Genomic DNA, 24,882 nt, shown 5'->3' with positions numbered 1-24,882 from the left:
GTGCCGGCTGGGTTGCTGCCCTGGCTGGTGAGTCGGGTGCCGTCGGCGAGTCCGAGCCACTGCAGTGGCCTGCCGGAGCGTCGGCCGGCTGCGGATGAGACGAAGATCGTGGGGCTGCCGGGCGGTCGATGGGGTGGGCAGCTGACCCGTTGCGTTGGGGTGGCCGAGCTCGAGCGCGGTGCCGGTGGTGATGGTCGTGGATTGTGGCCTGGGTGGAGCTGTTGGGTGTGGTGTGAGTCGGTGAGGTGCAGTCTGGGCTGGAGCCGTTGGGGCGTGGCGTGAGCGGGTGCGGTGTGGCCTGTGCTGGAGCCGCTGGGGCGCGGCGCGCCTGGGCGCGCGGCATCGACGGCCCTGGCGGTCAGGTCCACGCGTAGGCCAGGCCGGCGGTGCGCCACCGTCCGGGTCGCGTCACCAGCGCCGTTCGTCGGAGCGGCACTCGGATCTTCCTTCGACTCGGCGCGGCCGACGGCCGCGCTCAGCCGGCCAGGGTTCCGTATCTCTTGGCCGCCTTCGCTCTGGCCTTCGCCGCTTCGACCTCCCGGTTCTTCGGCGGCGCGGACGTCACCAGGCTGTCCAGCAGCTTCCGGGTGGCGGCGGCCACTTCGCCTACGGCACGCTCGAACGCCTCCGCATTGGCGGCCGACGGCTTGGTGGTGCCGCTGATCTTGCGGACGTACTGCAGAGCTGAGGCGTGCACTTCTTCGTCCGTCGCGGGCGGGTCGAAGTTGTGCAGCACGCGGATGTTTCGACACATGCGGGCAAGCATGACAAACCGGGCCGACACCTGGCCAGGCCGAACGCTCGCCGCACCTGCGGGAACCAGGTGGTCGCCGGATCGTCTGCCCTGGGCGGGCACAGGGCCGGCCTGCCCGCCCTCACGGCAAGAGGATTGCTGTCCGCACCGCCCTCACGGCAAGGGTGCGGCTACCTGCATGGCCCCATGGGGGACCTACACGGCCCCCATGGCAGGGGTGCGGCTACGTGCGCGGCCCCCATGGCAAAAGGGCGGCTACCCGCCCCGCCCTCACGGGCTCGGCGCGGGTAGCCGCCGGGTGCCAATGCGCCTCGTCAAGCGCGATCGATCAGCAGGTGGCCGTTGTTCGAACGCCTACCAGGCGCGGCCGACGTAGTAGCTGCTGCTGTAGATCTTTGCCTTCTTCACCGACTCGCCGGACTGCGGCGCCGTCCACATGGTGTTGTTCCCGGCGTAGATCGCCGCGTGGTAGACGTTGCCGCCGCGGTGGAAGAACAGCAGGTCACCGGGCTTGCGGTAGGACTTGCTGATCTTGCGCACCTTCTTGTACTGGTCCCGCGACGTGCGGGGCAGCTTGATGCCGACCTGCTTGTGCGCGTACTGGGTCAGCCCGGAGCAGTCGAACGCGTTCGGCCCGGACGCCCCGTAGCGGTACGGGGACCCCTTCTTGGCCGCGGCCGCCCGCACGATCCGCAGGTTGATCGGCACCTTCGCGACCACCTTCTGGGTCCGGGACCACGACTTGGCGTGGCCGGAGGTGCCGCGGAAGACCCAGCGGTACTTCGCGGTCGCCTTGATCTTGACGTTGGTGACCGACACCTTGCCGTTGCTGTAGGTGCGCGGGCTGGCCACCCGGAACCACTTGCTGCCGTTGTAGGTCCGCATCAGGTCGACCTTGTAGCCGCCCAGCGGCGAGCCGCCTGCGGTGGTCAGCTTGCCCCGGAACGTGATCCGGCTGCCCTGCTTCACCGAGTCGGACACCTCGTAGAAGCCTGTCCTGGTCTTCGCCGGCGACGCCGCCTCGGCGACGGCCGACGAGTCGAAAGTCAGCAAAGCTGCGGCTGATGTTGCCGCGACGAGAGCGGTGGCACCAATTCGTCGGCCGCGGCCGGAGCCGCTTACCGATGACGTGGGCACGTTCGTCCTCCAGATGTGTATGGAATGAATTACACGTCTCCCCGCGGACGTCGGCCGGGCGATCCGGCCGCTGGCTACGATAAGCACACGTGGCCCGGTATGGAAAAGGTTCACCGGAATTTTCTTTCCGGTCTTGACTATCGAAGTGTTATGTGATTCAGCAGAAAAACCGCAGGTAATCAGGGTTGTCGTGATCTGTGCGTGATCGTGTGGAAGGGTCCGATCGGGTGCTTCGAGTCACACCAGATGGGTGGTGTATGTCACCCCAGGCGCGCTGTTTGACGATTGGTTTACCTTGATACAGAGAGTGTTTTGACGAATACCGATCTTGGTGTCGTCGTCCGATCTGCTGGCTTTTGCCGGGCGCGGTGTTTACAGTTCCTGTCATGGTGTCGGCACACTCTGTGCACACGTGGTCCGGGTCGCCAAAGCCGCCGCGAAGGCACGGTAAAGGGCTGGTCATCGGGGCAGGCGGGGTGACGGGGTTGGCCTGGTCGGCGGCCACTTTGGTGTCGCTGCAGGAGGTCGCGGGCTGGCGGGCGAGCGAGGCGCGTGTCCTGCTCGGGACGTCACAGGGCGCGCTGTTGGTCTCGCTGCTGGCAAGCGGGATCGACGTGGACGACCTGCGCCGCTGGTATCGCAGGGAGCTGCCGGACGGGCACCCGCTGCGCGCCAAGCCTCCGGCCCGGCAGGTGGTGGCGCCGGTGCGAAAGCGCCCGTTGCCCGCAGCGCCGAAGCTGACCCTGCGTGGGGTGCTCCAGCCGCATCGTGTGCGCCCGTCCGTGGCGCTGTCCGGGCTGTTCCCGGCGGGCACGATGAGCTTGGACGACTTCCTTGCGCCGTTGCTGGCGCTGACCGAGCCCGGCGAGTGGCTCGGTCACCCGGCGACCAGGGTGGTGGCGGTCGACTACGACTCCGGAGAACGGGTCGCGTTCGGTGCGGACGGGCGAGCAGGCATACAGCAAGCCGTGCGCGCGTCCTGCTCGGTGCCTGGCGTGAGCCCGCCGGTGACGATCGACGGCCGGCGGTATGTCGATGGGGCGGTGTACTCGTCGACCTCGGCTGATTTGCTGGTGGGCGCTCCGGTCGACGAGATCGTGGTGCTCGCGCCGATGGCCGGGGCCACCAGATGGCAGCGTCCGCGCTCGAAAGGCGAAGCGGTGGACATGGTGCTGCGCCGGTTCATGCAGCGTCGGCTGGAAGCAGAGGTGTCGGCGTTGCGTCGCGCGGGCTACCAGGTGCGGGTATTCACGCCGACCCTGGCCGACCGGGCGGCAATGGGGACCAACCCGTTGAGCGGGCGGCAACGGATCGCCACGTTCGAAGCAGCGCTGCGCAGCGGTCCGGCGCGCGTCGCGGAAGCAATGCGACAGGAGTCGAAACTGGCTGCTGGGTGACGACCGGCCGGGCAGCACCCAGGGGTGGTGCTGCACAGGCGGTGAGCGCGCCACACGGTCGTCGGGTCGGACGGGGATCGGCGTCCGCGGTGTTTGCCGCCGGGTGCGACGTGACTGCCTGAGTGATCAGCCGACGGTGGAACGCCCGGCGGGCCCGGTCAGGAACGGCCGGTGGCGGTGCCATGCGCTCGCCGGTGAACGCTCGTCGAAGCATGGTTGCCGCGGCTGCACCCCGCGGGCGGGCTGCCAGGTCGGGCGGGCACCGAACATGCGAGCCGTGCACGCGATCGGGGCGCGACCGCGGCGCCGAACGGCTCCGGGCGGCCAGCCGCCGCACGCCGCGGCGGCGACGAAGATCGTTCCGGCCCGGGCGGTGGCTCAGTCGGCCGGCTCCACCAGCAGCTCGAGCAGCCTCGGCAGCATCTCGTCGACGTACGGGTTCGGCCCGGAGGGTGGTAGGTCGCCCAGCAGTGCTTCGTCGAGCATCGCCTGGTAGACCGCGGTGACGGTGATGACGACCATGCGCGGGTCGGCGGTCAAGCGCATGCCGATCCGCCGCAATGCGTCGGTCAGGATCTCGGCCAGCTCGGCGTAGAACCGGTTCTCCGCCTCCACCGTCGGGGCGTGCAGTTCGGGCTGGCGCAGTGCCAGCGCGCGGAACTCCGCGCTGAGCAGATACCAGGTGACGTCGTCGGACAGGTTGTGCAGGAACACCGCGGTGGTGTCGTGCAGCACGCGCTGCATGGCGTCCGGGCCGGTCATGTCGGCCGCCTCGACCGCGGCGTCGACGGCTTCGCGCAGACGGCGGATCCGCTCCTCCGCTTGCGCTTCGAACACCGCCAGATACAGCTGCTCTTTGCTCTCGAAGTTGGAGTAGAACGCGCCGCGGGTGTACCCGGCGCGATCGCAGATGACCTCGACCGGGGCGTCGCGGATCCCGTACTCGGCGAAGACTTCGTAGGCGGCGTCGATCAGGCGTTTCCGGGTTTCCGCGCGACGGCGAGTCAGTCCGTCCGGCTTGGCGCTCGCCGTCATCGCGTCCTCCTCGGTGTCGGTGGGGCTGCCCGGTGTGCTGCAGATCTTGCCAGGTGATCCGATACACAGTGCATCGGATACACTCTGCATCTACGATACACAATGTATCCAAATACCGATAGGAGCTGATTGTGTCGTCGTTGCTCTACCGTCTCGGGCGCGCGGCAGCTCGGGCTCGCGTGCTCGTCGTCGTCCTGTGGGTGGCAGCGCTGGCCGGGATCGGCGGCGTGACGGCCGTGGCGGCACAGGGCACCGACGACACCTTCACCATCCCCGGCTCGGAGTCGCAGCAGGCGCTCGACCATCTCGGCCGGGTCTTCCCGCAGGTCAGCGGTGCCTCGGCGCAGCTGGTGCTGCTGGTGCCGGACGGCGAGTCGGTGGACACCCCGCAGATCAAGCAGGCCATGGCAGGCGCCGTCGACCGCATCGAGCGTCTCGACCAGGTAGCCGCCGCGATCAGCCCGTTCGACAAGAACGTCAAGGGGGCGATCGCCGAGGACAAGCGCGCGGCGATGCTGACCGTCGCGCTGGAGGTCGACCAGACCCACGTCGACCCGCAGACCCGCGCCGACCTGACCGAGATCGCCGCCGACCTGGCGGACGAGGTGGGCGGTGGCGCCGAGGTCTACACCGGCGGCAACGCGTTCGCCGACCAGGTGCCCAAGCTCAGCGCGATCGAAGGCCTCGGCATGGTCGTCGCGCTGGTGGTCATGCTGCTGCTGTTCCGCTCGCTGATCGCCGCGGTGGTGCCGCTGATCACCGCCGTCGTCGGGGTGGGCATCGCGGTCGCGCTGGTGTATCTGGCCACCGCGTTCACCACGATCTCGTCCACCACGCCGATGCTGGCGATCATGCTCGGCCTTGCGGTCGGCATCGACTACGCCTTGTTCCTGCTGTCCCGGCACCGGGACCAGCTCGCCGAAGGGCTCGAGGTCGAGGAGTCCATCGCGCGCGCCACCGCCACGGCGGGTTCCGCGGTGATCTTCGCCGGCCTGACCGTGATCATCGCGGTGGCGGGCCTGTCCGTCGCAGGCATCCCGTTCTTGAGCATCATGGGCCTGGCCGCTGCCATCGCCGTCGCGCTGGCCGTCGCGGTCGCCGTGACGCTGGTGCCCGCGTTCATGGCCTTCGCCGGTGAGCGGCTGCGTCCCAAGCGGCGCAGGCGCCGGGCGCAGCGGAGCAATCGCCGGTTCGCCCGCGGTTGGGTGCGAGCCGTCACCAAGGTGCCGGTGCTCACCGTCGTGCTGGTGATCGGCGGCCTTGGCGTGATGGCGATCCCCGCGGCGGATCTGCGCCTGGCCCTGCCGGACAACGGCACCGAGGCCGAGGGCAACCCGGCCCGGGACACCTACGACGTGGTCTCCGAGCACTTCGGCCCCGGCTACAACGGTCCGCTGATCGTCACCGCGGACATCATCACCAGCCGCGATCCGCTCGGCCTGATGGACGACCTGGCCGACGAGATCCGGCGGCTGCCCGGCGTCGCATCCGTGCCGATGGCCACGCCCAATCCGTCCGTGGACACCGGCATCATCCAGGTGATTCCCGAGACGGCGCCGGACTCGCCGGAAACCGATCAGCTGGTGCAGACGCTGCGCGAGGAACGGCCCCGGCTGGAGGAGAAGTACGACACCAAGCTCGCGGTCACCGGGCTGACCGCGATCGGCATCGACGTGTCCGAGCAGCTCGGCGACGCGCTGTTGCCGTTCGGCATCCTGGTCGTCGGCCTCTCCCTGATCCTGCTGGCGATGGTGTTCCGCTCCCTCTGGGTGCCGATCAAGGCCACGGTGGGCTACCTGCTGTCGGTCGGCGCGGCGTTCGGTGCCACCTCGTTCGTCTTCCAGCACGGGAACTTCGCCGACGTCCTCGACGTCACGCACGTCGGCAGCGTGATCAGCTTCTTGCCGATCATCCTCATGGGCGTGCTGTTCGGCCTGGCCATGGACTACGAGGTGTTCCTGGTCAGCCGCATTCGTGAGGACTACGTGCACGGCGGGGACGCCCGCCGGGCCATCGAGACCGGGTTCGTGTCGGCCTCCCGGGTGGTGGTGGCCGCGGCCGTGATCATGTTCGCGGTGTTCGCCGCGTTCGTGCCGGCGGGCAGTCCGGTGATCAAGCCCATCGCGTTCGCCTTGGCGGTGGGGGTGTTCGTGGACGCCTTCATCGTGCGGATGACCTTGGTGCCCGCGGTGATGGCGCTGCTCGGTCGTGCCGCGTGGTGGTTGCCGAAGAAGCTGGATCGCGCGTTGCCCGCGTTCGACGCGGAGGGCGAAGGCCTGGTACGCGAGCTGAACCTGCGCGAGTGGCCGGGCGTGGACGAGGCGGTCAGCGCCCGCGCGGTGAGCCTCGACGACCACCGCGGCGAGCCGATCTACCGCGACGTGGACATCCGTCTCCCGCACGGCGACGTGCTCGTGGTGCACGGGGCCGGCGAGGTCGGGAAGTCCGCGCTGCTGTTCACCCTGGCCGGACGCGTCACCAGGGTGCGCGGCGACCTCAAGGTGCTCGGCCGGGTGCTGCCCCAGCACACGCACGCGGTGCGGCGCGACGTCGCGGTGATCCCGTGCCGGGACGCCGAGGATCCGGTGGCGGAAGTCCGCGCCGCGCTGCACGACGACGTGCGCCTGGTGCTGCTCGACGACGCCGACCTGGTGCTGCGCACCGATTCGCGTGACGAGCTGCGCGAGATGCTGGCGCTCGGGCGGACCCGGTCCGGGCGGCCGGCCACTTTCGTGCTCAGCTGCCAGGACCCGCAGCGGCTGCTCGACCTGCTGCCGGGGGCGCGTACCCACTTCCTTGCTTTGACGCCACAGCTGGTGGAGGTCCGCTGATGTTCAAGCCGTTCGCCAACTCCGCCCGCGCGTTGTCCTCGGGCCCGTTGACGTGGAAGACCTGGACCGGGCTGATCGTCATCCCTGTGCTGGTCATGGGCCTGCTCACCTGGGCGTTCTGGGCTCCGGACAGCGACCACGGCACCGCGACGGCCGCGGTGGTGAACAACGACAAGCCGGTCGAGGTGAACGGGCAGATGGTGCCGCTGGGCAGGGAGCTGGCCGGCAGCCTGACCCACAACGAGGACTCCGCCTTCCGGTGGGTGCTCACCGACGACGAGGACGCCGAGGAAGGGCTGAAGAGCGGCAAATACGCCGCGGTGGTGACCATCCCGGAGAACTTCTCCAAACGCGCCACGTCCACCGCGGAGAAGGATCCGCTCAAGGCGCGCCGCGCCGTCGTCCAGGTGCGCACGTCGACCAGCGCGGGTGTGGTCGATCCCAGCTTGGCGCAGATGATCGCCCGGACCACGCAGCAGACGCTCAACCGCCAGGTGGTCGAGACGTACCTGGACAACATCTACGTCGGCTTCTCCACGATGCACAAGGAGATGGGCAAGGTCGTGGAGGGCGCGAGCAAGCTGGCCGACGGCACCGGGGAACTGGTGCCCGGCTCGCGCAAGCTCGCCGACGGGTCCAGCCAGCTGGCCGATGCGATCGCCCAGCTGGCCGACGGTGCGGCGCAGCTGGCCGACGGCACCGGGAAGCTGGCCGACGGTTCGTCGCAGCTGGCGGGCGGGCTGACCAAGGCGGAGAAGGACACCGCGCAGCTGCCGAAGCTGACCCGCCAGCTCGCCGACGGGGCCAAGCAGGTCGCGGACGGCAACGAGCAGCTGGCAGGCAACCTGGTGCCGCTGGCCAACCGGATCATCAATGCGGTCGACGCGCTGCCGTCGGCGGAGGACGCGGCCAAGAAGCTGCAGGAGCTGGTCGATCGGTGCCCGAGCTCGGAAGAGCTGCCGGGGTTCTGCGACGAGCTGCGCGCCGCTGCGAACCGGCTGGCCGCCGAGGCCGGGAAGATCGACGCGGCCAAGAACTCGGTGCATTCCGCGGCGGTGCAGACCCGGGATGCGGTGTCGGCGCTGGCCAAGGGGGCACGGAAGGTCGCGCAGGGCAACGAGCAGCTGGCCGACAACATGGGCACGCTGGTGCGTGGTATCGCCGACGCGGCCAGCGGAGCCAGGAAGCTGGACAGTGGCATCCAGCAAACGGACGAGGGTGCCAAGCAGCTGGCATCCGGTGCGAAGGAGCTGGGCGGAGGTGCCAGCGAACTGGCCGGCGGCGCCCGCAAGCTCAGCGACGGCACAGTGCAGCTCGACGAGGGCGCCAAGAAGCTGAGCGACGGCCTGGCGAAGGGGCGCGACGACATCCCCACCTACAGTGCCGACGAGCGCGACCACCTCAAGACGGTGGCGGCCACCCCGACGCTGACCAGCATGCAGGGGACCCCCATCGGACCGCTGGCGATCACCCTGTTCGCCGCGCTGGCGCTGTGGTCGCTGGCGCTGGCCACCTACATCGTCACGCGGGCCGTGCCGGACGAGGTGCTGACCGCGCGCGAACCGACCTGGAAGATCATCGTTCGTTCCGCCGTTCCCGGCGCGACGGCGGCAGCGCTCGCGGCCGCCGCCATCACCGCGGTGGCCGTGCCGGTGCTGGAGCTGAGCTTCGGCGAGTCGGTCGGATTCCTGGCGGTCGCGCTGCTGGCGTCGTCGGCGTTCGTCGCGTTGAACCAGGCGCTGGCCGCGATCTTCGGCAGGCCGGGCAGGCTGGCATCGCTCGCGGTGCTGGTGCTGACCGGCGCCACCGGTGTGGTGTCGACCCTGCCCGGGCCGCTGTACACGGTGTCGGACTACCTGCCGACCCACGGAGCGATCCAAGCGTTGCGGGCGATCGCGGCCGACGGGCCCGGGTTGGCCGGGGGCATCGCCGAACTGGTCGGCTGGCTGCTGGTCGGCACGCTGGCCGCCGTCGTGGTCACCGACCGCCGCCGGTACCTGTCGGGCAAGCGGCTCCGCCGGCCCGCCCTGCCCGCGCACGCGTAGCCGGAGTAAGTTGCCCGCCAAGCGGGCGTGTCCACCGGAAGGCCCTGCCCGCGCACGCGTAGCCGGAGTACGCCGAGATCACACGCGGCCGTCCTGGGGCAACCGGGACGGCCGCCTGGCGCTGCCTTCGGAGCTGGCTGGGCGGCACGCCGGTCTCGCTGTCGTCGGCGGGATTGGACACGCCTTGCTGCAGGAGGAGCCCGCCCTGGGCGCTGTTCCCGTCAGCGCCTGGCTCGACCGCGTAACCAAGGGTGCGCCGACACCGCCGGCCATGCCCTGCAGCCCGGCGCCGGGCCGTCGAGCCGATCCGGCGACCGGACGGTCACCTGCCGGAAGCCGCACACGAAAACCGCGCGGTGCCGTCCGGCAGGACGACACCGCGCGGCAGCGGAGCTGACAATCAGCTCGGGTCAGTCGTGCAGGTCGAACCGGTCGAGGTTCATCACCTTGTCCCACGCGGCGACGAAGTCGCGCACGAACTTCTCCTGCGCGTCGTCGGCGCCGTAGAGCTCGGCGATGGCCCGCAGCTCGGAGTTCGAGCCGAAGACCAGGTCGACCCTGCTGGCCGTCCACAGCACGTTGCCGTCGGCGTCGCGCGCCTCGAACGTCTCGGCCTCGTCGCCGGTCGGCTTCCACTCCACACCCAGCTCGAGCAGGTTGACGAAGAAGTCGTTGGTCAACACGCCCGGACGCTTGGTGAACACGCCCAGCGGGGACTGTCCGGTGTTGGCGCCCAGCACCCGCAGGCCGCCGACCAGCACCGTCATCTCCGGCGGGGTGAGCGTCAGCAGGTTGGCGCGGTCGATGAGCAGGTACTCCGGCGGCAGCGGGGCGCCCTTGCTCACGTAGTTCCGGAAGCCGTCGGCGACCGGCTCCAGCGGGGCGAACGACTCGACGTCGGTCTGCTCCTGGCTGGCGTCGGTGCGGCCGGGGGTGAACGGCACCTCGACGGTGACACCGGCGTCCCGCGCGGCCTTCTCCACCGCCGCGCACCCGCCGAGCACGATCAGGTCGGCGAGCGAGATCCGCTTGCCGCCGCTCTGGGCGTCGTTGAACGACTTCTGGATGCCCTCCAGCGTGCTGAGCACCTGGGCGAGCTCGTCCGGGTCGTTCACCTCCCAGTTGCGCTGCGGCTCGAGCCGGATCCGGGCACCGTTGGCGCCACCGCGCTTGTCGCTGCCCCGGAACGTCGACGCCGACGCCCACGCGGTCTTCACCAGCTGCGCCACGGTCAGCCCGGAACCGAGGATCTGCTCCTTCAGCTTGGCGATGTCGTCGGCGTTCACCAGCTCGTGGTCCACCGGCGGCACCGGGTCCTGCCAGATCAGGTCCTCCTGCGGCACCAGCGGGCCGAGGTAGCGGGACTTCGGGCCGAGGTCGCGGTGGGTGAGCTTGAACCACGCCCGGGCGAACGCGTCGGCGAACTGGTCCGGGTTCTTCCAGAACCGGCGCGAGATCTGCTCGTAGACCGGGTCGAACCGCAGGGCCAGGTCGGTGGTCAGCATGGTCGGCGGGTGTGTCTTGGTCGGGTCGTGCGCGTCCGGCACGGTGCCCGCACCCTCACCGTCCTTCGGCCGCCACTGCCAGGCGCCCGCCGGGCTCTTGGTCAGCTCCCACTCGTAGCGGAACAGGTTCTCGAAGAACCAGTTGTCCCACCGGGTCGGGGTGGGGGTCCAGGTGCCCTCCAGGCCGCTGGTGATGGTGTCCGGGCCCTTGCCGGTGCCGTAGCTGTTCTTCCAGCCGAGGCCCTGCTCCTCCAGCGGAGCGCCCTCCGGCTCCGGGCCGACGTACTTGGCCGGGTCGGCCGCGCCGTGGGTCTTGCCGAACGTGTGGCCGCCGGCGATGAGCGCCACGGTCTCCTCGTCGTTCATCGCCATCCGGCCGAACGTCTCGCGGATGTCCCTGGCCGCGGCCAGCGGGTCCGGGTTGCCGTTCGGGCCCTCCGGGTTGACGTAGATCAGGCCCATCTGCACCGCCGCGAACGGCTTGTCCAGCTCCCGGTCGCCGCGGTACCGCTCGTCGCCCAGCCACGTGGTCTCCGGGCCCCAGTACACGTCGTCGTCCGGCTCCCACGCGTCGACGCGACCGCCGGAGAAGCCGAACGTCTTCAGCCCCATCGTCTCCAGCGCCCGGTTGCCCGCGAAGATCAGCAGGTCGGCCCACGAGATCTTGCGGCCGTACTTCTTCTTCACCGGCCACAGCAGCCTGCGCGCCTTGTCCAGGTTGGCGTTGTCCGGCCAGCTGTTCAGCGGGGCGAACCGCTGCTGGCCGCCGTCGGCGCCGCCCCGGCCGTCGTGGATGCGGTAGGTGCCCGCGGCGTGCCAGGCCATCCGGATGATGAACGGCCCGTAGTGGCCGAAGTCGGCGGGCCACCAGTCCTGCGAGGTGGTCAGGACCTTGTCCACGTCCTTGGCCAGCTCGTCCAGGTCGAGGGTGAGGAATTCCTTGCGGTAGTCGTAGCCCGGGTCGTTCGGGTCGGAGCCCGGGTGGTTCTTGCGCAGGATGCCCAGGTTGAGCCGGTTCGGCCACCAGTCCTGGTTGCCGTGACCGCCCGCGGTCGGATGGTTCACCTGGCCGTGCGCCACCGGGCAGCCACCGGCCTCCTCGACGTTGACGTCTCCGACTTTCGCGTCGTGCCCCTCTGTCACTGACTGTCCTTTCGGAATCGGCGGGTTCAGGAACTCGCTTCGCGGCATCGGGGGCAGTACCCCCAGTAGATGACCTCTGCCTCGTCGATGACGTACCCGTGGTCGTCGGCTGCGGTCAGGCACGGTGCGGGGCCGACGGCGCAGTCGACGTCGGCGATGGCGCCGCACGAGCGGCACACGACGTGGTGATGGTTGTCCCCCACGCGCGTCTCGTAGCGGGCCACCGAGCCCAACGGCTGGATGCGGCGCAGCAGGCCGGCGTCGGTGAGTGCGTGCAGCACGTCGTAGACCGCCTGATGCGACACCTCCCCGAGACTCTTCCGCACCGCGCGGATGATCGTGTCGGTGTCGGCGTGCGGGTGGTCGTGCACCGCCGCCATGACCGCCAGGCGCGGACGGGTGACCCGGAGCTGTGCCTCACGCAGCTGGCGTGCGAACTCCTCCCGGGTCGGCATGCCCGGAGTCTGCCGAATTTTCTTGAATGATTCAAGTTTGGGGTGATCTTGGCCGCGTTCGGGTGACAACGGTCGCGCGATCTGCACAGCAACCATCCGGGGTCGGCAGGCGAATTGCAGGAAACCGACGGCGCTCTGGCCGATCCGGTCGCGCCACCTCGTTGGGAGCAGTCATGGCCAGTACAACCCCGGACCAGCAGGAGCAGCAGATCGCTGCGCAGCCGACGTCGTGGCGCGTCGCCGTCGGCGCCGGGCTCGCGGTCGCGTTGTTCATCGGCCTGTTCGTCGCGGCCTTCCTGTGGCCGATCACCACGGCGAGCCCGCAGCACATCCCGCTCGCCGTCGCCGGGCCTCAGCCTGCGGTCGCCGCGGTCGAACAGCAGCTCACCGCGCGCAGCCCCGAGCTGTTCGAGGTTGCCACGGTGCCCGACCGGCAGGCGGCGGTGGCCGCGATCCACGCCCGCGACGTGCGTGGTGCCATCGTGCTGGGGCAGCAACCGGAGATCCTCACCGCCAGCGCCGACAGCCTGCAGATCACGCAACTGCTCAACCAGCTGGGTGTCGCGCTGAATGCGCAACTGGCCGCAGGGGGCCTGCCCGGCACGGTGACGGTCACCGACGTGGTGCCGGTCGGGCGGGCCGGTCAGGCGGTGAACATCGCGATCCTGCCCGTGCTCATCGGCGGGATCGCCGGAGCGGTCGTCGCCCTGGTGCTGGTGCGTACCCCGATTCGCCGCTTCGCGACCCTGGGGGTGACCGCGGCGGCGGGCGGGCTCGTCGGTGGCGCCGTACTCGGGCCCTGGTTCGACGTGCTGCCCGGCAACTACTGGCTCGTCTCGGCGGCGCTGGCGATGGGCATGCTCGCCATCGGCGCCTTCGTCGCGGGCCTGGGCACGTTGCTCGGCCGAGCCGGGATCCTGGTCGCGATCCTGCTGGTGGTGCTGGTCGGCAACCCGTGGGGAGCGATCTTCGCGCCGCGCGAATTCCTCACCGAACCGATGGCCACGGTCGGCGCCTACCTGCCGAACGGCGCGGCGGTGGAGTTGCTGCGCTCGATCAGCTTCTTCCCCGGAGCCTCGACCGGCGGCGAGTGGCTGGTGCTGGCGGTGTGGGCGGCGGCCGGGCTGATCATGCTGGGCGCCGGTGCCGTGTGGCGGCGCGGCATGCCGAACGTGGCCACCGCCGCGCCGGCCACCGGCGGGCGCTAGCCGACGCGGGGCAGGGCGGCAGGGAGGCAGGCCCGCGATCACGGTGCCGCGAGCGCTTCTGTCGGTGTCAGGCGGGCGGCGCGGATGGCCGGATACAGCCCGGCCAGCGCGCCGATCGCCATCGCCGACCCCAGCCCGCCGAGCGTCGCGTCCAGCGGTACGACGGCGGGCCAGCTCTTGATGGCGGAGTAGACGGCGGTGCCCAACACGCCGAGCAGCACCCCGGTCAACCCGCCGAACAGGCACAACACGACGGATTCGGTCAGGAACTGGGTGCGGATCTGGCCCTTCGTCGCGCCGAGTGCCCGGCGCAGGCCGACCTCGCGCTTGCGCTCCAGCACCGAGATCACCATGGTGTTGGCCACCCCGACCCCGCCGACCAGCAGCGCCACCGCGGCCGGCCCGAGGAACAGCCCGGAGAACGTGGTCTCGGCGATGCGCTTGGCCGCCAGCGCGTCCGACGGCCTGCTGGCCTTGATGCGGGCCGGATTCTCCGGGTACACCGTGGCGGGCAGCACGTCGCGCACGGACTCCAGGTGCTCCTCGACCGCCCTGGCGTAGATCACCGTGGGATGGCCGTCGAAGCCCAGCCAGGTTCGCGCGGCCCCCCATCCGACCAGCACCGAGCGTTCGACCTCCGGGTCCAACGGCGTGGCGGCCAGGATGCCGACGACGGTGAACCACCGGTTGTTGATCCACACCTTGGGCGCGGGCTGACCGGGCGGCAGGGACGTGATGCCGAGCCTGCTCGCGGCTGTCGCGCCGAGCACCGTCACGGGAAGCCCCTCGTTCTCGCGGGTGATCGGCGTGCCCGCGACCAGCTCGGCGTCCAGCAGCCGCAGCAAGTCCGGCCGTACGGCCAGCACGGTCAGGCCGGAGGACTGCTCCGGCGGGATCTTGTCCGTGCGGCGGATCTGGGCGTGGGTGGTGGCGGCCGCGCTGGCCTGGGTGACGGGTCCGATCCCCTCCACCATCGCGTCGGCCTGCTCCGGAACGGGCGGCAGCGCGTTGGTCCGCTCGTCCATGGTCGCCTGCGCGCGCAGCAAGTTGGTGCCGAGTGCGGACAGTTCCCGGCCGAGCGCTTGCTGGCTGGACGCCGGAATCCCGACCACGACCACCATGGTCGCGATGCCGATGGCGATGCCGAGCGCGGAGAGCGCGGCACGCAGGGGCCGGGAGCGCAGGCCGACGACGCCGTGCGCGAGCACGTCGAGCGGGTCCAGCCGGGGCCGGCGCGGGCGTGGATCGCTCATGCCGCGACCTCCTGGCCGGCCCGGACGTCCCGCCGGATCGTGCCGTCGCGGATCTCCACCTGCCTGGGCAGCCCGGCCGCGATCTCCCGATCGTGCGTGATCACCGCGATGGTGGTGCCCGCCGCGTTGAGCTCGCGCAGCAGCGCCATCACCGCTTGGCCGTTGGCGGTGTCCAACGCGCCGGTCGGTTCGTCGGCGAGCACGATCGCGGGTTCGCTGACCAGGGCCCGGGCGATGGCGACGCGTTGCCGCTCGCCGCCGGACAGCTGGTGCGGACGATCCGGGGAGGGCCAGGATGGGGAACTCGGCCGGGGTGCAGTTGATCCGCGCGATCCGAGGCGCACGGTGTGCCGCACCGGGTCGAGGACGAGGTCTCCCACGCTGAGCGAGCGGTCGGCCCGTGGTGCCGCCCGGCGCAGCAGGGCGCGCACCCGGGCCATGAGTTCGCGCGGGTCGTAGGGCTTGGTGACGTAGTCGTCCGCGCCGAGGTCGAAACCGAGCAGCTTGTCTTCCGCGTTCTTGCGTGCGGTGACGATCAGCACCGGCACCTCGTAGTCGCGGCGGAGCGCCCGGCACACGTCGAGGCCGTCGACACCCGGCATCATGACGTCGAGCACCAGCAGGTCGGGGGGGGCCGGCGGCGGACCTCGTCGATGGCGTCGCGACCGTTGGACACGACGCGTACCGTGTGATCCTCTCGGCACAGATAGCGGCGCACCAGTTCCGCCTGCTTCGGGTCGTCCTCGGCGACCAGGACATAGGCGCACACGGCGCGGCCCCCCTCCTCTCGGTGTCGTCACGATCCCCGCCCGATCCGAGGGCGTGCCGCAACCCCACGATGGTGGTTTCGTGTCCTTCCGGGCAGGTCGTGTGCGCCGCTGTCGCCCGCGGGTGATCGCCGGACGCCGTAGTGCGTGCGCCCCGCGGCCGTCGTCAGTGCGCGGATCCGAGGATGCAGAACTCGTTGCCCTCGGGGTCGGCGAGCACCACCCAGGATTCCTCGCCGGTCTGGCCGACATCGGCGCGCCGGGCGCCCAGGGAGAGGAACCGCTCGACCTCGGCGTCGCGGTCGTCCGGGCGCAGGTCGATGTGCAACCTGTTCTTGCCGGTCTTGGGTTCGCTCGACGGAACGAACAACAGGCCCGGTTTGCGGTCCGGGGCCGGGCGGATCTCGATGATCTCGTCGTCCTGGTCGACGACGACCCACCCCAGCGCCCGCTGCCACCAGCGTCCCAGCGCGATCGGGTCGGCCGCGTCCACGATGACTTGCTCCCACTCGACGGCCATGGCCGATCACGGTAGCGGCTCGGCCCGACGGTGGCGATCGATGTCCGGCCGTCCGCACCTGCTCCGTCGTGCGGTCCACCGGCGGCCGGTCCCGTTCCGGCGGGCTGGACGGGATGGGCGGGTGGTGTGGGCTGCACGGGCTCGGCGAAGCAGCACGTGATCGGAGTCGTCCCGGTCGGCGAAAGGGTGTTCTCCTGCGCGCCGGGTCCGTATGGTTGCCCTGGTCGGCAAGGCCGCCGGACGGCATCGGCGAGCGTTCGCGATGGTCACCGTTGCGCGTGCCGACAGTAGTTGGCACGCTACCGAAAGTAGCGGTGACATCCGAGGGCATGCCAGTGGTGCGGGGTTGTGGCAGCAGTAGGCAGGAGGCCGAGGTGGCTGAGCGGCCGCTTGGCTTTCGGGCATTGCTCGGTGACGAAGGGTGGGCTCGCCTGCTGATGCTCGGCACCCACCGCGAGTTCGCCTCGGGCACGTACCTCATGCGACAGGGCGAGCCAGGCGGCTACCTGGTGGCGCTGGTGTCCGGGCGGGTGAAGGTCCTCGGCCACACACCGGACGGCGACGAACTGCTGGTCTCCCTGCGCTCGGCAGGCGATGTGGTGGGCGAGATGGCCACCGGCGAGCACTCCCGGCGAACGGTCAGCGTGATGGCGATCGACCGGTGCATCGCCAAGGTGATCGAGACCCATCGGTTCCACCGCTTCCTCGAAGAGAACCGTGCGGTGGGGCGGTACGCGGACTATCTGGTGCTCAAGCTGTCGCAGACCATCCCCAGCCAGATGCAGCTGGCGCGCTTCCCCGCCGAGCGGCGGGTGGCCAGGCTGCTGCACGAGCTGGTCACCCTGGCCCCGCCGGACAAGCCCGATCGCTTCCTCATCCCGCTGTCGCAGGGGGAGCTGGCGCGTGCCCTCGGGCTGGCCCGCAGCACCGTCGCCGAGCAGATCGCCCTGTTGCGCAGTACCGGCGCGCTCTCGTCCGGGCGGCGCGTCGTGGTGGCCGACGTGCGGAAGCTTCGCCGACATGCGGGATTGTGACGTGAGCCACACTACGATTTGTCCGGTGGTGGACAACGCCGGCCGCGTATCGGCGCGATCCTCCCTGGCAACGTCGAGGTCGTCCCATCGGGAAGGCTGATCTGGAATGGACCGACACCCGCAGGTACTGCCGCCCTACCGGTCGCTGTTCGTGGTCGACGTGAAGGACTTCAACGGCCGGGAAGGCAGCAGGCACGCCGAGCTGACCAAGGACATCCCGCAGATACTCCGGCTCGCCTTCGAACGAGCGGGCCTGGCGCAGGCATGGCAGCAGCAGCGGTTCCACCGGCACACCGGGGACGGGTACTTCGCCGGGTTCGACTCGGCCATGCTTCCGTTGCTGCTCAACCCGTTGCTGTCCGCGCTGCAGGACGAACTGCTGCACCGCAATGCGCGCGGACTGGCCGCAGGCCACGGGCAACCGCTGCGGATGCGGGCCGCGATCACCGTCGGCCCGGTGACCGAGTTCGCGAAGAGGCCGACCGGCGACCGCAGCGGCGATGCGCAGATCGAGACGCACCGGCTCGTCGACGCCGATCCGGTGCGGAACCTGCTGACCCGCTCCGGCGACACGACCTGCCTGGCCGCCATCGTGTCGGAGCGGGCCTACCACGACGCCGTGGCGTCCGGGTACTCCGCCGAGCGCCCGGATCTCTACGTGCCGGTGGAAGTGGAAGCCAAGTCGTATCGGAGCCGCGCGTTCCTGCGCGTTCCTTCCCCGTCCGGTGAGTTGCTGGCAAAGGGTTTCGTCGCGGCCGAGCCCGCAGGCTCGGCGCCCGCCAGGGCACCGGACGAGCGGCGCGGTGCCACGCCCACGACCTCGACGGTGCTGGACAAGGCCTACGCCCGACGGTGACCGGGCGCGGGGACCGGAAAGTGGGCCGGATGGTGCAGAGCCTCGGCAGCTCACCGCGGGAGTAAGCGGTGACGAAGGCGGGGCCCACGCACCGGAGGAATCCGGACCAGCTCGGGGCCGTCTGACGAACCGTCACCCGGACGGCACCGGCCACCGCGCCGGACGTTCGCTTCGGATCGCACAAACGCACCCGAAGCCAACTGAATGGCCAGGCTCGAGCGGGGCTCGGGATCGGCCTTGCCGATGTTGAACGGCCAGGCTCGAGCGGGACTCGGGATCGGCCATGCCGATGTTGAACGGCCAGGCTCGAGCGGGGCTCGGGATCGGCCATGCCGACGTGCCGAGCCTTGGCGCGGCGGCTCACGGTGGCGCGGTCGGCTCAGGAGGCGACGAGCCTGCCGTAAGCAGCACCGGCCACGGTGTCCGCCCAGCAGGCGACGGCCCGCATTCCGACCCCGCATTCCGGCACAGGACGGCGACACCTGGCCTGCGCAATCCGGATTCCTTCCGGCGCAGGCCGCACCCGAGACGAGTGCCGTCTACCGGCCGCCGGTCCACCATGACGGTGTCGACCGGTCCCGCAGGCAGTGAGGTCACCAGTGGACCGGCACGGGGCTCGCCAGCCTGCCGTCCCGGGGACGGGAATCGTGCGTGCCGCACGGCTCCGCGCACGACCGGGCGCACCGGCGGTGCCGCGTCATGACTGGAATTGAGCGCGGAGCTCGCGGCGCAGGATCTTGCCGGTCGGGTTCCGCGGCAGCGCTGCCACGGCGGTGACCGACGTCGGGCACTTGTAGTGCGCCAGCTTCTCCCGGGTGAAGTCGATCAGACCCTGCTCGTCGAGGGTGGCCCCTTCCTTGAGGACCACGACCGCCTTGGGGGTTTCGCCCCACTTCTCGTGCGGCACCCCGACGACGGCGACCTCCGCCACGTCCGGGTGCTGCGCGAGCACGCGCTCGACCTCTGCCGGGTAGACGTTCTCCCCACCGGTGATGATCATGTCCTTGACCCGGTCCTCGATGTAGAGGTAGCCGTCCTCGTCCACCCGGCCGGCGTCCCCGGTGCGCAGCCAGCCGTCCTCGGTGATGGTTTCCTTCGTGGCCTCCGGGTTGCGCCAGTAGCCGGCCATCACCTGCTCCGACTTCACCCAGAACTCGCCGAGCTGACCGGTCGGCACGTCCTGGCCGGTCGTCGGATCGACCACGCGGAGTTCTGTCTCCGGCAGGATGCGCCCGGCCGACGCCAGCAAGTGCCTGCGCGACTCGTCGCGGTGCTCTTCCGGCTTCAAGCAGCAGAACGCCCCCGACATCTCGGTCATCCCGTACACCGAGTACAGCGGCGTGGACAGCTTCTCCAGGACCTGGTTCATCACGTCCAGCGGCATGGGGGAGCCGCCGTAGGCAAGGACGCGGACGCTGCCGAGCGCTTGCGGCGTCTGCGGGTGCTGGATCAGGGCCTGGATCACCGCGGGCACCAGGAAGACGTGCGTGGCCTGGTGCTTGGCGACTTCTTGCAGCACCTCCGTCACTTCCCGCACGACGACCGTCCGCCCACCCGTCGCCATGCTGCCCAGGGCCCAGCTCGTCCCGCCGACGTGGAACAGCGGCATCGCCACGATGTTGACGGTGTCCTCGTCCATGGCGTATGCGGGTGCGACGGCGTTGGTGTGCGCGGTCATGCTGCGCTGGGTGAGCATCGCGCCTTTCGGCCAGCCGGTCGTGCCCGAGGTGTAGAGCTGGAGGAAACAGTCGTCGGCCGACGTGGTGGGCAGCTCCGCCAGCGGTTCCTCCTGTGCCAGCCACTGCTCGTACTCGTCTTTTTCACCGCCGAGCACCACGGTCCGGCAGACGGACGGCAGGCGGTCACGAATGCCGTCGAGCGTTCCGGCGAACTCCGCGCCGACCACGACGAGTTTCGCCGTGGAGTCGTCGAGGACGTGGACCAGCTCGTCCGGTGCCAGGCGGAAGTTCACCACCACGTTGACCGCACCGATGATCGACGCGGCCAGCGTCAGCTCGAGGCAGGCCGGGTGGTTCTTGTCCAGCACCGCGAACCGGTCGCCCGCGGACAGCCCCGCGGCACGCAGGGCACTCGCCGCACGCCGCACCCGGTCGTCCAGCTCCGCCCAGGTCCAGCTGCGGTCCTGGAAAACCAGTGCCTGCTGGTCCGGCTTGCGGGCGGTCCAGTGCGCGAGGAAATCACCCATGCGGGACAGGGGAATGGCCATGGCGGGACCCTCCGTGGTGGATGTCGCGAGCGTCGTGCTGAGGATGCTAGCCGCGATCGCCCGGGGACTGGAAGGCTCATTCCGCGACGCCCGAAACGACGAAAGGCCGGGGACCGGGCGCCGGCCCCCGGCCTTGCCGGGACGGTCACCGGTCAGGGCCGCACGAACGCGTAGATCGGGTGATCCCAGTCGCCGTCCTGACCGTTGTGGTCGTAGATCACCGCGGCGGCCGTGCCGTCCGCGCCGACGGCGTACTCCTTCGACCAGGTGTCGATGCCATTGGCGACTTGCTTCGGCACCGCCCAGGACTTGCCCGCAGGCTTCTCGGCCGCAACCAGCCCGCACGGGTAGTAGCCGTCCTTGTGCCACACCGCGGTGGCGTTGCCCTGGCCGTCCATGCCGACCATCGGGTTCATCGCCTCCACGTCGAGCCTGCGCGCGGTGCCCCACTTGCCGCCCGACGGGCGGCTGTTGGCGTCCACCTCGTAGCTCCAGGTGTCTCCGCCGGCGAGCCGGACTTGCCAGACGGCGACCGCGGAACCCCGGGCGTCCAGGACGACGTCCGGTTCGATCGATGTCCGTTTGGTGTTGGAGATGGTGACGGTCTTGGTCCAGGTGCTGCCAACCGGACGGTGGGCTTCCTGGATCACGGTGGGGGCGCGGCGCTGGCTCCAGACCACCATTCCGCTGCCGTTCTGGTCGACCGCCACGGCCGGTTCGTCCGCCCGGCGATCCGATGACGACAACGTCGCGAACGTCGACCACGCGCCGCCGGGCGTGCTGTAGCGGGCGCGGATCCGGTCTGGTGCCGAGCTGTTCGACTTCTGGCTCCACGCGGCGTAGGCGACGCCGGTGTCGTTGATGGCGACATCCGGATTGGCGCCCGACGACGACAGGGTCCTCGGGGCCGACCAGCCGTTGGCCGGCGTGTACCGGCTGGCGTGGATGCCGTCGTCCTGCCGCCAGACCAGCATCACGTGCCCGGACGCCGCCCCGGCGATCCGCAACTGGCTGATGCCCTTGGCGTTGGCGACCTGCTCCGCCGCACCCCAGGAGCCACCTGCGGGTTTGACCCTGGCCATGATCCGCGGTGTGGATCCCGACGCGTCGATCCACGCGGCCGCCGCACCTCCTGCGGCCGTCGCGGCGATCACCGGCTCCTGGAAGTCGTCGAACCCCGACGCCTTCTCCGCCAGGACCTGGGGCTCCGACCACGAGCCGTCGGCCGCTCTGGTCCGGACCCGGACGGCTTGCCGCGGACCGTCGCCGCCTTCGCCTGCCCAAATGACATTGGTCGTGCCTTTGGCGTCGACGGTCACGTCGTATCCGTCGATCGCTTCGTTTCCGCTGACCCGGGTCTTCTCCCATCCCCCTCTTGCGCCTGTGCCGCCGCGCCGATGCTGGTAAGCATGGCCGCGACCGCAGCTGCGACGACACATCGGCGAAGATGTGTTCTTCTCATGTGGATATCCCTCCTCAGGCGCTCAAGAGCCTGTCCGACTCACGCTTGTGCGCGCCCAGAGGTTGCCTTGCGGGCATATCCGCGCGTAATCCGTCAGCTATCGGCCGTCTGCGCGCGGGGAGTGAGCCTGGTCTCGTTCAGGTGCACGGCCATTCCGGCTGTCGGCCGCTTGCGTGCGGGGAGCGAACGTCATGAACGCGTTGCTCGTCGCGCGGCTTCACCCGGTCGCGCTGTGATCGGAATCGCGGCGGCCTGCGTGCCGATCGGCTCGACGGCTGCCTATGCCATGGACACCCCGCACCACCCGTCCGACTGGGGCGGTGGTGACGGCTTCGATGCCGGTGGTGGCGGTTTCGATGGCGGTGGTGGCGGCTTCGATGCCGGTGGCGGAGGGTACCGAACCGTCTGGTGATAGACCTTGCCCGGCGCTCGGCCGGTGGGCTGGCGGCTCGCGGGCAGGATCGTCCCTGACAGGAGGACGTCGGTCGATTCCGGCGGCGCAACGCATTCGTGACGAGGGCGTTTGATCGAATCGCGTCACACGGTCCGTCACGTCACGGATACTGAGGGGACACCCCGATGCGATTCGCTCCGCCACGAGGAGCTGTCCGAAAGGCTGCCGGGAAGCGTGAACGAACGGACCGACCTGCAGAGCATCATCAAGAGGCGACAGCGCGCGGACTTCGTGGGGCGGCAGGAGCTGCTTGCGCGGTTCACCGAAAACCTGGCTCTCCCGGTGGACGACGAGCGTCGCACGTTCGTTTTCGCCGTGCACGGTGTCGCGGGCGTCGGCAAGACGTACTTGGTGCAGCAGTTTCAGCGCATAGCCGCCGAACATGGGGCTGCGTGCGGTAGCACCGACGAGAGCGCGTACGACGTCATCGAGACGATGGATGTGCTCTCGGCCGCTCTGGCGGGCGAGGGGAGCGAGTTCAAGGATTTCCGGTGGCGGCTGTCGGCCTATCGCGAGCGCCAGCGCGAGCTGATGGCCGATCCGCAATCGCGCGAGTTCGGCACGCTGGGTGCCCTGCTCACCAGGGCAGGAATGGCCGCGGCCAAGGCCGACCCGAGCCTCGGGGTGCTGGCGGACGTCGCCAGCGCGGCGATCACCGACGAACACCTCGACCGTTTCCGGACCTATGTGAGCCGGAAGTTCCGCAATGCCGAGGATGTCCGGCTGGTGCTCGAGCCGGTCGCGGTGCTGACCAAGCTCTTCGTCGCCGATCTCAGCCGGCTGGCCAAGCGCAGGACCGTGTCGCTGGTGTTCGACACTTTCGAACGGACGTCGCACTTCCTCCAGCCGTGGATCCTGGACCTGCTGGAAGGCAAGTACGGCGCCCTGCCCGCCGAGCTGGTGATGACCATCGCCGGGCAGCGTCAGCTCGATGTCAACGACTGGGCGCCGTACCTGGGCATAGTCGAGGACGTCCCGCTGGCGCCGTTCACCGAGGCCGAAGCGCGCGAACTGCTCGCCAGGCACAACGTCCACGACCCGCACACCGTGGCGACGATCCTGTCGCTGTCCGGGCGGCTCCCGGTGTGGCTGAACGCCCTGGCGGTCAGGGGACCGGCAGACGAGCACTCGGTCGAGGATCCTGCGAACAGCGCCGTGGAGCGTTTTTTGAAATGGGAGCCGGATGCCCGGCTGCGCGATGCGGCTCTCACCGCAGCGACACCGCGGCACTTCAACGCCGACGTGCTCGCGGTGATCAGCAACGACGCCGATGAAGCGGACGTCTTCGACTGGGTGTGCAATCTTCCTTTCGTCACCAGGACCCGGGACAACTGGAAGTACCACGATGTCGCGCGGTCAGCGATGCTGCGCTTGCTGAAAGCGCGCTCGCCACAACGATGGCGGGACCTTCATCAGCGGCTGGCCGGCCACTATCGCACCGAACGCGAAGCAGTGCCCGAGCCGGACGGCGACGAGTGGGAGGACCCCACCCGGCTGAATTGCGGTCTGGAAGAGTGCTACCACCAGCTGTGTGCCGAGCCGCAGGCCAATCTGGCCGACGCCATGGCAGATTCGGTCGCGATCGCGGAAGCGGATCGTGCTGTCCTGCGGCGCTGGGTCTCCATGATGAACGAGGCGGCCGCCGACAGTGGGGACGAAACGCTTCTCCGGTGGACCCGACGATTGGATGACGCCGTCCGGAAAAACGATCTCGAGGCGTATCTGACGATCTTGCTGGGCTTTCCGAACCTCGCTTCAGACGCTCGGCTTGATGCGCTCGTCCAGCGCGGCTACGAACGCATGAGCAGCGCGCGCTTCGAGGACGCGATCGAGGACTTCGATCAGGTGTTGGACGAGGATCAGGACATGGTCGGGGCACTCGGCGGCCGGGCCGTGGCGTTGCGGGCAGTGGGGCGGTACGGAGAAGCGTTGGCTGATGCCGCCCGGCTGGCCGAACGTTTTCCGAGCGAAGACTGGCCGTTGGAGGTGAGCGCGGGCATTCATCACGACATGGGACGGCATCTCGATGCGCTGATCGATTACACCCGGGCGCTCGACCGTAGGCCGGACAATGACGGCTGCCTCTTCAAGCGCGCGGAGGTCTATCTGGACATGGGGCGCGCGGCGGACGCGCTGAACGATTACACGCGCGCGCTCGAACTCAATCCGAACGAGGGATGGTATTTCTCGCGGCGTGCGGTGGCGTATCGAACACTGGGCGACTACGACAAGGCGCTTGCGGACCACGCCAGAGCGGCCGAGCTCGAGCCCGGCCTCAGCACGGTCTATGCCCAGTGGGCGGTGACGTACGAGAAGATGGGCAATTGTGCGCAAGCCGTCGAAAAACTGACCAAGGCGATCGAGCTGGACGAGGATCCCGTATACCTGTTGCTGCGCTCCGCGATGTGGAGAGGCACGGGTGATGGCGACCGGGCGCTGACCGACATGGAGCGAGCGATCGAGCTCGACCCTGAGGACGCCGAAAACTTCTTCATTCGCGCGGTCATGTACCGGGAAATGGGACGGTTCACCGAAGCGCTGGCCGACCATGCCCGAGCGATCGAGCTGGTGCCCGGCGAGGCCGAAGTCTTCACGCAGCGCGCGGTCACGTATCGGGACATGGAGCGCTATGCCGAGGCGCTGGCCGATCACGATCGGGCGATCGAGCTCGGCCCCGACGGCTTCGCCATCGGTCAGCGTGCCATCACCTACCGATGCATGGGGCGGTTCGAGGATGCGCTGGCCGATCATGACCGGGCCATCGAGCTGGGCCCCGACGAGTACACGAACTTCAGGGAT

The 24,882-nt window shown here is 69.8% G+C and carries 17 protein-coding genes; 7 read left to right on the top strand and 10 right to left on the bottom strand.

Annotated features, from left to right (window positions below; genetic code table 11):
* Positions 1 to 475: 475 nt before the first annotated feature.
* Positions 476 to 754: a DUF2277 domain-containing protein gene (locus YWY_RS0108705; protein WP_028847302.1), complete on the bottom strand. Its 279-nt coding sequence runs from the start codon at positions 752 to 754 to the stop codon at positions 476 to 478.
* Positions 755 to 1,108: 354 nt separating this feature from the next.
* The gene (locus tag YWY_RS23195; RefSeq protein ID WP_051310080.1) at positions 1,109 to 1,807 is read right to left on the bottom strand and encodes a C40 family peptidase; all 699 of its coding nucleotides are present in this window, start codon (positions 1,805 to 1,807) and stop codon (positions 1,109 to 1,111) included.
* 470 nt (positions 1,808 to 2,277) lie between these two features.
* Between YWY_RS23195 and YWY_RS0108695 the strand changes: the two genes are divergently transcribed.
* Positions 2,278 to 3,288 carry a patatin-like phospholipase family protein gene (locus YWY_RS0108695; RefSeq protein ID WP_084609128.1) on the top strand — a complete coding sequence of 337 codons (1,011 nt, stop codon included), beginning with the start codon at positions 2,278 to 2,280 and terminating at the stop codon, positions 3,286 to 3,288.
* A 378-nt stretch (positions 3,289 to 3,666) separates the two neighbouring features.
* Here YWY_RS0108695 and YWY_RS0108690 read toward each other — a convergent pair whose 3' ends face one another.
* Positions 3,667 to 4,323, bottom strand: coding sequence for a TetR/AcrR family transcriptional regulator (locus YWY_RS0108690; RefSeq protein ID WP_028847300.1), 657 nt, complete (start codon positions 4,321 to 4,323; stop codon positions 3,667 to 3,669).
* 131 nt (positions 4,324 to 4,454) lie between these two features.
* Between YWY_RS0108690 and YWY_RS0108685 the strand changes: the two genes are divergently transcribed.
* Complete coding sequence (locus YWY_RS0108685) at positions 4,455 to 7,154, top strand: MMPL family transporter (RefSeq protein ID WP_028847299.1); 2,700 nt, start codon at positions 4,455 to 4,457, stop codon at positions 7,152 to 7,154.
* Positions 7,154 to 9,199 carry a YhgE/Pip domain-containing protein gene (locus tag YWY_RS0108680; protein WP_028847298.1) on the top strand — a complete coding sequence of 682 codons (2,046 nt, stop codon included), beginning with the start codon at positions 7,154 to 7,156 and terminating at the stop codon, positions 9,197 to 9,199. The genes YWY_RS0108685 and YWY_RS0108680 overlap by 1 nt, the downstream gene beginning before the upstream one ends.
* Positions 9,200 to 9,609: 410 nt before the next feature.
* Here the strand turns inward: YWY_RS0108680 and katG are convergent, their stop codons facing one another.
* Together katG and YWY_RS0108670 are read right to left on the bottom strand one after the other, a co-directional pair.
* Complete coding sequence (katG, locus tag YWY_RS0108675; protein ID WP_028847297.1) at positions 9,610 to 11,847, bottom strand: catalase/peroxidase HPI; 2,238 nt, start codon at positions 11,845 to 11,847, stop codon at positions 9,610 to 9,612.
* A gap of 26 nt (positions 11,848 to 11,873) precedes the next feature.
* On the bottom strand, positions 11,874 to 12,302 hold the full coding sequence (locus YWY_RS0108670) for a Fur family transcriptional regulator (protein WP_028847296.1): 429 nt from the start codon (positions 12,300 to 12,302) through the stop codon (positions 11,874 to 11,876).
* A gap of 173 nt (positions 12,303 to 12,475) precedes the next feature.
* Here YWY_RS0108670 and YWY_RS0108665 point away from each other — a divergent pair, with 173 nt between their 5' ends.
* Positions 12,476 to 13,510, top strand: coding sequence for a hypothetical protein (locus tag YWY_RS0108665; RefSeq protein ID WP_051310078.1), 1,035 nt, complete (start codon positions 12,476 to 12,478; stop codon positions 13,508 to 13,510).
* A 38-nt stretch (positions 13,511 to 13,548) separates the two neighbouring features.
* Here the strand turns inward: YWY_RS0108665 and YWY_RS24035 are convergent, their stop codons facing one another.
* From YWY_RS24035 to YWY_RS0108650, 3 genes are all read right to left on the bottom strand, one after another.
* Complete coding sequence (locus tag YWY_RS24035; RefSeq protein ID WP_028847392.1) at positions 13,549 to 14,763, bottom strand: ABC transporter permease; 1,215 nt, start codon at positions 14,761 to 14,763, stop codon at positions 13,549 to 13,551.
* The gene (locus tag YWY_RS24290; RefSeq protein WP_211227509.1) at positions 14,760 to 15,368 is read right to left on the bottom strand and encodes a response regulator; all 609 of its coding nucleotides are present in this window, start codon (positions 15,366 to 15,368) and stop codon (positions 14,760 to 14,762) included. The genes YWY_RS24035 and YWY_RS24290 overlap by 4 nt, the downstream gene beginning before the upstream one ends.
* Positions 15,369 to 15,696: 328 nt before the next feature.
* Positions 15,697 to 16,050, bottom strand: a complete 354-nt coding sequence (locus YWY_RS0108650; protein WP_028847294.1) for a VOC family protein — start codon at positions 16,048 to 16,050, stop codon at positions 15,697 to 15,699.
* A gap of 374 nt (positions 16,051 to 16,424) precedes the next feature.
* Between YWY_RS0108650 and YWY_RS23665 the strand changes: the two genes are divergently transcribed.
* The gene (locus tag YWY_RS23665; RefSeq protein WP_028847293.1) at positions 16,425 to 17,084 is read left to right on the top strand and encodes a Crp/Fnr family transcriptional regulator; all 660 of its coding nucleotides are present in this window, start codon (positions 16,425 to 16,427) and stop codon (positions 17,082 to 17,084) included.
* Between the two features lie 106 nt (positions 17,085 to 17,190).
* Entirely contained in the window at positions 17,191 to 17,940 is a 750-nt protein-coding gene (locus YWY_RS20990; RefSeq protein WP_051310076.1) for a hypothetical protein, read from the top strand.
* Positions 17,941 to 18,637: 697 nt separating this feature from the next.
* Here YWY_RS20990 and YWY_RS0108635 read toward each other — a convergent pair.
* Together YWY_RS0108635 and YWY_RS0108630 are read right to left on the bottom strand one after the other, a co-directional pair.
* Complete coding sequence (locus YWY_RS0108635) at positions 18,638 to 20,167, bottom strand: long-chain-fatty-acid--CoA ligase (protein ID WP_028847292.1); 1,530 nt, start codon at positions 20,165 to 20,167, stop codon at positions 18,638 to 18,640.
* A gap of 152 nt (positions 20,168 to 20,319) precedes the next feature.
* Positions 20,320 to 21,486, bottom strand: a complete 1,167-nt coding sequence (locus YWY_RS0108630) for a hypothetical protein (protein WP_028847291.1) — start codon at positions 21,484 to 21,486, stop codon at positions 20,320 to 20,322.
* Between the two features lie 771 nt (positions 21,487 to 22,257).
* Between YWY_RS0108630 and YWY_RS0108620 the strand changes: the two genes are divergently transcribed.
* A partial coding sequence (locus tag YWY_RS0108620; RefSeq protein WP_028847289.1) for an ATP-binding protein occupies positions 22,258 to 24,882 on the top strand: 2,625 nt, incomplete at its 3' end.

The sequence above is a fragment of the Thermocrispum agreste DSM 44070 genome (assembly GCF_000427905.1).
GTDB classification, from domain to species: Bacteria; Actinomycetota; Actinomycetes; order Mycobacteriales; family Pseudonocardiaceae; genus Thermocrispum; species Thermocrispum agreste.
This window is presented reverse-complemented; position numbering and strand designations above follow the sequence as displayed.